General features: G+C 69.3%; 7 protein-coding genes. 4 read left to right on the top strand and 3 right to left on the bottom strand.

Annotation, left to right across the window (positions count from 1 at the left end; translation table 11 throughout):
• Positions 1-135 precede the first annotated feature (135 nt).
• Both AB0J95_RS49820 and AB0J95_RS49815 read right to left on the bottom strand, forming a co-directional pair.
• Positions 136-1,323: a hypothetical protein gene (locus AB0J95_RS49820; protein WP_364773651.1), complete on the bottom strand. Its 1,188-nt coding sequence runs from the start codon at positions 1,321-1,323 to the stop codon at positions 136-138.
• A gap of 82 nt (positions 1,324-1,405) precedes the next feature.
• On the bottom strand, positions 1,406-4,597 hold the full coding sequence (locus AB0J95_RS49815; RefSeq protein WP_364773649.1) for an AAA family ATPase: 3,192 nt from the start codon (positions 4,595-4,597) through the stop codon (positions 1,406-1,408).
• Positions 4,598-5,096: 499 nt separating this feature from the next.
• Between AB0J95_RS49815 and AB0J95_RS49810 the strand changes: the two genes are divergently transcribed.
• From AB0J95_RS49810 to AB0J95_RS49795, 4 genes are all read left to right on the top strand, one after another.
• Entirely contained in the window at positions 5,097-5,612 is a 516-nt protein-coding gene (locus AB0J95_RS49810; RefSeq protein ID WP_364773648.1) for a hypothetical protein, read from the top strand.
• Between the two features lie 679 nt (positions 5,613-6,291).
• Complete coding sequence (locus tag AB0J95_RS49805; protein WP_364773646.1) at positions 6,292-6,777, top strand: hypothetical protein; 486 nt, start codon at positions 6,292-6,294, stop codon at positions 6,775-6,777.
• A 483-nt stretch (positions 6,778-7,260) separates the two neighbouring features.
• On the top strand, positions 7,261-7,791 hold the full coding sequence (locus AB0J95_RS49800; protein ID WP_364773644.1) for a DUF2267 domain-containing protein: 531 nt from the start codon (positions 7,261-7,263) through the stop codon (positions 7,789-7,791).
• Between the two features lie 206 nt (positions 7,792-7,997).
• Entirely contained in the window at positions 7,998-9,353 is a 1,356-nt protein-coding gene (locus AB0J95_RS49795; protein ID WP_364773642.1) for a hypothetical protein, read from the top strand.
• A gap of 238 nt (positions 9,354-9,591) precedes the next feature.
• Here the strand turns inward: AB0J95_RS49795 and AB0J95_RS49790 are convergent, their stop codons facing one another.
• Positions 9,592-9,831: a hypothetical protein gene (locus tag AB0J95_RS49790; protein ID WP_364773640.1), complete on the bottom strand. Its 240-nt coding sequence runs from the start codon at positions 9,829-9,831 to the stop codon at positions 9,592-9,594.
• Positions 9,832-10,071: the final 240 nt, after the last annotated feature.

The following is a 10,071-nucleotide window of genomic DNA, read 5'->3' as shown; positions in this document are numbered from 1 at the left end:
CGTCCCACACCGCCCAAGAGACAGCGATCGCTACATCCGCTGGGTCAACAAGCACGCCACCCCGAAACGACACTTCGCGGCCGACTCCAAGATCCCGCAGACCCGATTACCTACCCAACGTTGCTTGATGCGGCACTAGGAGGGGCGGGCGATCATGCCCTGAGCCAGACCCGGCTGCCGCAGCCAGCCGACGGCGCACGGTGCGCTGCCGGCCGGACCGGCGTCTATGGCGTTGGCACCGCTCGCGGGGTATTCGGAGCCGGAGTGGGGTGGCGTCGGCGGCTTGACAACCGGGACGGCCCCCAACTGTTGGGAGCCGGTCCACGTCTCCAGGCCGACGACCTCGTCGACGCCGATCACGGTGTATCCGGCGAACGTGACTGTCCCGTCTGAGTTCGCGGTCACGTCGTTGAACTGGGTCATCATGAGGTTCGCCGGCCGGAGCATCTCCCAGGTTCCCCGGGTCCAGTGCATGGCAACAGCTGACCGGTGCTCTGGATCGTCGACGGAGCCGGTCCAGCCGGCGACGAAGACGTCACCGCTCGCACGGACGGCGATGCCGGTGAGCTCGGTGAGCTCCGGACCCGGATCGGGGACGCTGACCTGTGTCCAGCCCGCGCCACCACCCTCGTCGTGCAGGACGAGGGGGTGGGACCGGCCGCGCTCATCGGGCCGCGTGTAGTGGCCGGCCGCCCATCCGGAGTCTGTTACCGCGTTGAGCTGGTTTGTTCCGGTGCCGGGGCTGGCGCTGGGGATCCTGTGCCAACCGTCATGGTCCTCGTTCTGTTCGAGGATCAGGGATCGAGTGGACGCCGCGTCCGGTCCCGTGGCGCCGACCGTCAGCGCCCGGCGATCGGGCAGCGCCACGACCGCATTCAGCTCGCCGTACGCCTCGACGGCCGGAGTGGGTAACACGTCACTCTGTCCCAGCTGGATTCGGCTGTATCGCTGGATTACGGGTTGGGTGACGCCGGTCTCGTTGGTCGAGTTGGCCACGGCCAGTACCTCATCGCCGACGACGGCAAGTCCCGCCAGGCGCACGTCGCGTGCCGGATCGGAGGCCGGGCTGGGAATGCGAGCCAGGGTGCGGCCGTCCCAGAGGCCGACGATCGGCTCGGCCTTGCCAGTCCGGGGGCTCTCCTGGGTACCACCCACCCAGGTCTGTGCCGGGACCACGTCGACCGCAGTCAGCTCAGCCGGGCCGTCGGCGGGCATCCGGGCATCGAGCCGCCACGTGCTCTCAGCGGCAGCGGGTGTGGGCGGCATCGTCGCGATGAGCGCGAACGCGAGCGCGCAACTACGGAGTTTTCTCCTACGATCCATGATTTCCCCTCTCAGTGCCCCCGATTCTGGCCGCCTTTCCGCACTGGCGCTGCCAGATCGCCACGGAGATTCGTGCGCCGCGCTACGGAGATTCACGGGCCAGTTCGGCGCGGTTCGCCGCACCGATCTTGGCCAGCAGGTTCGCCACGTGCGTCTCGACGGTTCGTGGCGACAGGAAGAGCCGTTCCCCAATCTCCCGGTTGCTCAGCCGAGCGGCGATCAGGGTGAGAACCTCGTACTCGCGTGCGGTGACCCCGGCCTGCCGCAATCGCGGTGGAACGGCGTCGGTACCGCGACGCCGCTGCGGGACCGGCTCGCCGGCGCGGCGCAGCAGCTGACGGCAGGCCGTGGCGACCCTCGCCACGCCAGTGGTGTGGAAGTATGCCTCGGCCGTGCGCAACCATGGTCCCGGCTGTCCCCAGCCGTCGTCGATGGCGGCCTCGGCCAGCAGTCGCAGTCCCAGGTGAGCGGCGAGCGGGTAGGGCTGGGACGCCTCCTGGAAGTCTCGTACCGCGGCGTGCGCGGCATCCGGATCGCCATCCCGTCCGGCCAGCACCGCGGCGGCGGGGGCGAGGTACTGCCGGTTCCACCTGGCGTGCCCGCTGGCCGACGCCACCAGGTCCTGGTGTTCCGTGCGACCCGCGTCTCCGGCCAGGACGGCGAGGAACAACCGCGGTCCCGGGGTGTAGGACACGTACTGCGGCGGCCGGTTCGCCTCTGCCTTGGCCGCTTGGTTGGCCTCGGTCAGGGCACGCTCGGCGTCTTCCTCCAGCAGCGAGCAGAACGCCAGCCCGAGGCCCGACACCACCGGGGCCCATTCACAGTTGTGCCCACCGAGCCGGCCGAACTCCGCGTGCAGCTTGGTCATCTCGGTGCGGCGGCCGCGGTGGGCGGCCACGCAGACCCGTATGCCGAGCGCGACAAGCAGCATCTCGTCCAGATGAAGGCGCTGTGCGGTGTCCGCGCAGTCGCGGGCATGACGTTCCGCATCGTCGTATTCGGCGCGGGTCAGGTGGAACATGGCCAGCTCCGCGGCGATGTCCAGTGCGGTGACGACGGCACCCGACGCCAGCGCGGTGTTCCTGGCTTCGGTGAGCCGAACGGGGTCGGCGTCGCGGATCGCGGCCTGCGCGCCGAGGTGGAACAGCAGCCGGATGCGTGGCAGCGCGAGATCGTGCCGGACGGCCAGGTCGAGTGCGCGGTCGAACAGCACATCGGACTCGTCGAAGTCACGCACCCGTGCGCAGATGCCGAGCACCTCCAGCGACTCACAGGCGATTTCCGGCAACGGAACGCTTTCGGCTGCCCGCAGCGCCCTGCCGGCCAGTTCCTCGGCCTGGGCCAACCGGCCGGGCGCCGGGTCGGCGAAGGCCACCTGCGCGGCGACAGCGTCCATCCACGCAACCATCGGCGGCCCGGGTGCCGGACCGATCAGCGACCCAACCAGCTCCAGTTCCCGCTGCCCGGTCTCCCACTGCCCACCGGCGGCCGCCGCCCTGGCCAGTCTCAAGTGGACGGACGCGCGGCGCTCCGGATCGGCCTGCGTGTCGAGCCGGGCGCCTAGCTCGATCGCACGGCCGAACCGGCCGGCCACGATGAGCACGTCCAGCAGTGTCTCCAGCAGTTCGGCCGCGCCGGCCGGCAGGCGGCGCCCGTCCTGCTGAAGCAGCGTGAGACCCCGCTCCAGCAAGGTGATCGCGGTGTTCACCGCGCCCTCGACGGTGGCCCGCCGGCCGGCCATGCCGAACAACGCGGCCGCACGGCCCTTCTCCCCGGCCAGCTCCCACATCTGTCCGGCCAGCACGCACCAGGGGGCGGGCAGCTCCGGGTAGGCGGCCTCGATGGCCCGCGCGGCGCGCACGGACAGCAGGACACGCTCCTCGGGCAGCAGCCCGGACCGCAACGCTTCCGCAGTCAAGGCATGCCGGAACGCGTAGTCGCCGGAGCCGGCGTCCACCACGACGAGGTGAGCGTCGACGGCGGCACGTAGCACGGTCAGCACGTCATCCAACCCGACCATGGCGACGGCGCCGACCAGCGTCCCGCGAAACCGATCACCGAGCAGGGCCGCCGACCGCAGCACCCGCACCCCGAGCGGCCCGAGGTGGGTCACCCGGCCGAGCACGCTGGCCCGGACCGGCTCGGGCACACCGGCACGCACTGGCACGGGCCGCGAGGACCAGCCGTCGCCGGACCGGACCACCCGGCCCGTGCCGACCATGCCGGCCAGCAACTCCTCAACGTAGAAGGGATTCCCCTCGGCGTCGGCCAGTTCGCGCAGCACATCCCCGGGCACGACTGCCGGCGTGACCTCCAGACACCCGGCGGCCAGCTCACACACCGCCTCGTCGTCCAAACGCGACAGTCCATGAACCGTGGCGACGCCACGGCGCCCGGCCTGTCGCACCAGGGTCACCGCCGTGCCGGGCCCCGGGCGGATCGTGCCGACCACGAGCACACCCTCGCCGGCCACGTTGTCCGCCAGATAATCCACCACGGCAAGGGTGTCCTCGTCGGCCTCGTGCAGATCGTCAAGCAGCACAACACATCCACCGGCACGGCCGAACCGCCCGCACAGCCGTAGCACGCCCTCGGCCAGCACCGGCAGGGAGTCGTCCGCGCCGGGCAGGCGTCGCACCCGCCACTCCGGCACCAGCCGCGACAGCGTCGCCCGATAGGGCGCGAGCCTGGGATCGTCCGGCACGCCAGGCCGGCGCAGCACCGAGAACAACGCCTCGGCCAGTAGCCGGAACTGCGCCGACGGGCTGCTCGCCCGTCCTCGCAGCACCACGGCACCCGCCGCGATCGCGGCCCGCTCGGCCTCCCGCAGCAGCCGGGTCTTGCCGATGCCCGCTTCGCCCAGGATGAACACGGCGCCGCCGCGTCCCTGCCGCGCCTTGGTGACCGCCTGGCCGAGCAGGTCCAGCTCACCGTCCCGTCCCACGGTCGGCGCCCGTTTCAGCCGCACCGCCGGCCGTGCGCGGGGCCGGTTCGAGACCGGCTTCACCGCTTGCCGGCGGCGTTCCTCCACCTGGTCCCGGGCGGTGGCCAGCGCACCCTGCTCGTCGCGCGAGGCCTCCAGCAGCCGGACCAGAACGTCGAACCGGTCAGTCGGCGGCAGGGTCCGGCCGGTGAAGTAATCGCTCACCGTCGATACAGCCCAACCGGTCCGCGCCGCGATCTCCCGGTAGGTCAGCTCCCGCTCACCCCGCTGCCGCGCCTGCTGCCGTCGCAAATGCCTGAGCAGCCGGGCCAGGTCGGCGACACTCCCCATGTCTCCCACCCCGGGCAGCCTAAGGGCTGGCCGCACGTGATCAGAAGTTCCACGCCAGCCATTGGACTGGTTCTGCCCGATCTCCGGCCGCGTTCGGCGGTGTTCGGAATCCCGTTGTCTCTCGGCGAGGACTCGGCACGATGACCACCAGTTGCCCACTACAAGGAGACCCTCCATGCGACTCGCCCTTACGTTGGCTGCCTTAGCGTTCGCCGGGGGACTGATCACCAGTACGACATTTCCGGCCGCTCAGCAGCCCGCAATCGGCGGAGCCACGATCGCCTTGGGGACGTTCAAAGGTCCGGGTGGCCCGCCCGCTCCAGACCCGCCCGGCGCCATCGCTCTGGGGCAGCCGCCCGAGAAGGAGCCACCGCCGCCGGGCATCACGGTATCCGGCACATGGGTGAGCGGCCGATCCAGATCGCCTGTCTCGCGCATCTGATCATCTCGATCCGAGAGATTCCGCAGCATCCACCTCGCGACAACGAAAGGAAAAGAAATGAAACTACCGCGTCTGCTTGCCGCGTTGGCGATCGCCGGCGCCCTGGTGCTGCCCCAGGCGGCTGCCCCGGCGTCCGCGGCCGTCACCGACATGGCGTGCAACTTCGACTTCGTGACGTTCAACGCGTGCCTCAACTTCGACGAGCCCCAGGTGAACGTGATGAACGCGCACGTCGGGCTGGACGCGAAAATGCCCCAGCGCTACGCCCAGGAGATCGTGGACATCGGCGGCCTCAACGCCCAGGCGCAGCTCTGGTTCACCAACGGCAACGGCGAACAGACCAGGTTCATCGCCAGCATGGCGGTCAGGCCGGGCTTCCCGAGGGCAGACCCGGTCGGTTTCGAACTGGGTCTGGACGCCAACGACCTGTCCCGCGCCAGCCTCAACATCAACACCGCGCGGGGCGCCCAGGAGAGTTTCTTCGTCGTCGTCTCGTACTTCGACCCGAACAGTCAAGGCTCATGGAAGTCGTTCCGCACGGGAACCGTGACCGGCGACTTCGCGCCGCGCTGAGATAACAGCGAGGAGTTGAGCACACCCAATATCTGTGTCAGGGAAGGAATGCTCGCAGAAGTGGCATGCGCCGGTCATGACGGTGAGGAGTGCAGCTGGCCAGGCCGGCGTATCCACTTTGGATCGAGTCACAGCAGCGCGGCGAAGGAGTGAGGGCGATCAGCAGGGATGAAGTTTCCGGCAAGCGCACATCGACGACATCAGGGTCGCGTTTCGTCGTCGCGGGAACGGATCATGTCCTCGGCGACGGCCCGCATCCATTCGTCCGGTGTGTTCGCGGGCGAGCGGTAACGCTGCGCGAAGGGTTCGGGCGCTGGGAAACCGTGCCGGGCCAACCCGGCCACGTCGGCCCACTCGATCCGCCGGCGCCGCCACGGCCGGGTGATCGTGATGGCGGTGTCGTCGAACGCACCGCGACCCGGTACAGCTGCACCGCATGGACCAGCGCCACGAAGGCGAACAGAGGCACCACCGCGATCGCACGATCGGTCCACCTGACGCCACCCCATACGGCGATGGCGACCACCAACGCCACCGCGTCCGCCAGCATGGCCGCGACATGCTCAGCCGTCAGACGGTGCTGGTGGGTCAGGCCGAGGAGATCCTGACTCGACTCAGCTGCGACGCCTTGCCCAGCTGACCCGGCTGTCGGCCCAGCTGGGCAAGGAGGTCTGACGACATGTGCTTCATCGACACGCTGCTCGGCCGTACCGCACCGATCGAGCCCAACCTCGACGTCCTGTTCGCCATCCCCGGGGCCGTGGAGTCTCTGGCGGCGTCGACCGGCGTGGGCGCGGTGTGTTTCAAGGCTGCCGAAGGTACCGATCAGTCCATTCAGGACATTCAGGAGGTGCTGACGCTCGACCGCACAATGGATTCCATCCTGACCCGCGACGAGTACGGGTTCAGCTGGGCCGTCTGTCGTCAGTCCATAGTGGACGTGCCAGCGCTGGTGGCCACCCTGCACACCGCCAACATCACGCTCGTCGACGCCGGTTTCGGTGCGGCGCTGCTGTGCACTGTCGTGGTGTTCGCCGCGCCCGGCGGGCGCAGGCTCGGCTTGGTGTACCTGTTCAAAGCGCGGGACTACCTACTCGTTCGCCCCGCTGCCCGGGCATCGGCGCGACATCCAGCTGGAACTGCGGGCGCGCGCGGCGATCGGTGACGACCTGCCGGTCGTCCCGGAGCAGACCGATGGTCGGTCACGTCGCCCCAGATCCGCCACGCCTCGCCGACCGCCTCGGTCAGCCAGTGGTTGCCCGCCGCGACCAGCATGTCGGTCATCGACGGCGGCATGTCCGGCGGGGACTGCCCGGGCATCGGCAGGCACACGTGCACGATTCGCAGCGGCGCCCGGCGCATCGGTCGGACTTCCCGGATCACCACCGACGATCACTCACGGTACCGCAACGCTGTAGTGGCAGGCGACCCACTCCGATAGGCCGTTCGCCCCCCACGGCACATTTGATCGGCAATTTTCCCAGCGGCGACTCCCCCATTTCGCACAAACGTGGCGGAGCGTTAACAGAGTCCTTGGACCCTGTCCGGAACATCTGATGGCCACAAATGCTCGGCCCGGTGTTTCTCCGGGCGGATGGCCGGGCCGTTGGAGCACGCGGAGCGCACGGCGTACCAATGGTTGCGCGTGGTGGCCGATTGGCTGGACATCGACGATATGCACCAGACCTACCGGGTGGTGCGGACGTGGATGCACTTACTGCGGGACCGGCTGCCGGTCAACAGCGCGGCCCATCTGGCCGCCCCACTGCCGGAGCTGTTGCGCGGCGTGTTCTACGACGGCTGGCGGCCCAGCCGGGTGCCGGACCGGATGCACGCCGAGGGGTACCTGCTCCGGTTCCAGCAGGAAGCTTGGATCCCGGCGGCCGAGGTGCGGGCGACAGCCGCGGCGGTCACCGGCGCCATGCGGGAGCTATTCCCCCCGGCCAGCTCGACACCGTCTTCGGCCAGCTGCCCGACGACCTGTGGACGATTCTGGACACGGCATCGACGAGACGCTCCAGCACACCCCGGTAACGATCATGTCATCTTATTGGCCACTATTTATCCCGGTTGCCATCAAACGTCAATTCACAGGCAACTCGCCACCACTGTTCACCACACAACCCGCATATTTGCGGTATTCGCACCACCGTCATATCCGGTGACGGCGGCAGGCTAGGCTACGCCGCATTTCCCGCATTGTTCACGGTGAGCACGCGGGATGACCACCGCTGCCCGGGTAATTCGACCGAAAGCAATAGCGACCCGCCCGCCATACGAAGGAAATTGATCAGCGTGACGACTGCCGTCGACACAACCAGCGATGACGTCCACGAAAGATCGAAACACCCATCGGCGCCGCCGTCCGCGCGCGTCTTCGCGGCGATGTCGCGACTGTTCCCCGGCGCGGACAGCGGCCGGGCCGCGACCAGGAAGGGGTTGCTGCTCGGCCTGCTCGCCGTCCTGGCCGCGACCGTGGTGAGCCTGTTGCGCACCTCGGGAACGGGGCCGTTGCAGTCGGTCTTCGAGGAGGACGCCCGCGACATCCTCAGCGACGCCCTCGACACGTCCGGCGCGAAAGCGGTGCTGACACCGGTTCAGGGCTATTTCGTGATCGGCCCGCGGCTGCTCGGCGAACTGGCGACGTTCTTCCCGATCAGCTGGGCGGCCGCGGTGCTGTCGATCGGGTCCGCGGTGATCTGCGGGCTGCTAGCCGTCCAGGTGTACGTCGCCGCGGGCGCCCATGTCCGCAACCGGTGGGCCAGGGTCGCAGTCGCGGCTCCGCTGCTGCTGGTGCCCGTCGCCGAGAACATGTACTCGGAGATCTACAACCGGCCGGTGTGCCTGCACTTCTTCGCTCTGTACGCGCTGTTCTGGGTACTGCTGTGGACGCCGTCCAGCCGGGCGGGCCGGGCCGGCGCGCTCACCACAGTCGGCCTGACCGCCGTCAGCACCGCGCTGATCGTCGGTTACCTACCACTCGCGATAACGCGCTTGTGCCTACGGCGCGACCGGCTCAGCACCGTCATGTTCGCCCTGGTGGTCGCCGGCAGCGCCCTGCAGGTGGCCGCCGCGACGACCAGCCTCGGCCGGATCCCGCGCGACAACTCCATGCGGCTCGACCCCGGATGGGCGCTGCTGCGGTTCGCCGACTGGGCACTGCCGCAGGCGTTGCTCGGCACCAGGAGCGGACACCCCGACCCGAGCCTCGTCGCCGCCTTCGTGCCCACCATCGGGGTGGTCGCGCTGGCCTGGGCCATCGTGGGGCTGGTGGTCGCGGCGGCCGTCCTCGGTGCCCGGCGTGGCGCACTGAGCCCGGCATGGCTGCTCTCGGCGGCGCTGGGAGTGCACGCAGTGGGCCTGCTCGCGCTGCAGATCATGATCAACGGTTCGATCTCACAGCGGTACACCACGATCCCGGCTCAGCTGCTGATCGCCGCGCTCGTCGTGTTGCTGCCGCCCGCGGCCGGACGGAGTCGTCTCGCAAGCAGTCCACTGGCCGCGCTCTGCGCACTGCTGCTCGCGGTGGCCGCGGTCAACTACCGTTCGGCACAGACCTACCGCCACGACGCTCCACAGTGGACTGACCAGCTCCGCCAGGCGACACAGTGGTGCGCGGACAACCCGGCCAAGAGCGCTGTGGTGGTTCGTGGCGCCCCCAAGCCACTCATGTCGTACGTCGTCATCCCGTGCCACGAGGTGCGCGGCTACACCGAGACCCCTTGGCTGGACCCACCGTGATAGGGGCCGGCGGCCCTGCTGTTGCGGGCGGGCCGGGATGTCGTCGTGGCGGCCCTGCCCCGCGGCGGTGTGCCTATGGCGTTCAAGGTGGCACGGGCGCTGGGCGCACCGCTCAACAGCTGCTCACCGAACACGTCGGTAATGGTGAGGCCCCGCATCGTCGCGACGGTGCCCGCGGGGAGGTCGCACGGCACCTGGAACCAGTCGTTGCTGTAGACCAGCGCGAACTCCAGAAATATCAGTCGCGCGAGGTCGGTGCTGTCCGGGCGGACCGCGCGAAGTTCGTACGCCCGTCCTCGACAGCCCACCACCGCGGCAGCGGCATCCCCGAATACCGCACCGGTGCGGGGAACACCGTCCGGTTGATGATCCGCGGCGGCGTGACCGCGCCGCCGACGGGAGTGCGCGGATCGACCGAGAAGGCGTGCCAGTGGGCATCTCCGCCCACCTTCTGGCCCTGCGCTTGCCGAAATGACATCCGCGCCGGTCAGTCACCGCCGTCGGTGTCCGCGTCGGCCAACTCGGCTACATCCCTGACATCGTCGTCTGCACCCTCGTCGCCGAAGTCGTCTCCCCCTCCACCGTCAAACCGACCGGCTGGAGAAACCCGCCGCGTATGCCGCCGCCGGCATCCCCCTGTACTGGCGGATCGAGCCAAGCGTTCGCTCGCAGCCAAGCCAGCGACCATCCCCGGGTATTCCACTGTCGGCCGAGTCGT

It is taken from the genome of Actinocrispum sp. NPDC049592 (genome assembly GCF_040675465.1).
Classification (GTDB): Bacteria; Actinomycetota; Actinomycetes; order Mycobacteriales; family Pseudonocardiaceae; genus Kibdelosporangium.
Note: the sequence above shows the minus strand (reverse complement) of the source record. Positions and strands in the feature narration are given on the sequence as shown.

Excerpts from the sequence above, each read along its gene's own strand:
- AB0J95_RS49805 (WP_364773646.1), top strand. The coding sequence starts at position 6,292 with ATGTGCTTCATCGACACGCTGCTCGGCCGTACCGCACCGATCGAGCCC.
- AB0J95_RS49790 (WP_364773640.1), bottom strand. The coding sequence starts at position 9,831 with ATGTCATTTCGGCAAGCGCAGGGCCAGAAGGTGGGCGGAGATGCCCAC.
- AB0J95_RS49820 (WP_364773651.1), bottom strand. The coding sequence starts at position 1,323 with ATGGATCGTAGGAGAAAACTCCGTAGTTGCGCGCTCGCGTTCGCGCTC.
- AB0J95_RS49795 (WP_364773642.1), top strand. The coding sequence starts at position 7,998 with ATGTCGCGACTGTTCCCCGGCGCGGACAGCGGCCGGGCCGCGACCAGG.
- AB0J95_RS49810 (WP_364773648.1), top strand. The coding sequence starts at position 5,097 with ATGAAACTACCGCGTCTGCTTGCCGCGTTGGCGATCGCCGGCGCCCTG.
- AB0J95_RS49815 (WP_364773649.1), bottom strand. The coding sequence starts at position 4,597 with ATGGGGAGTGTCGCCGACCTGGCCCGGCTGCTCAGGCATTTGCGACGG.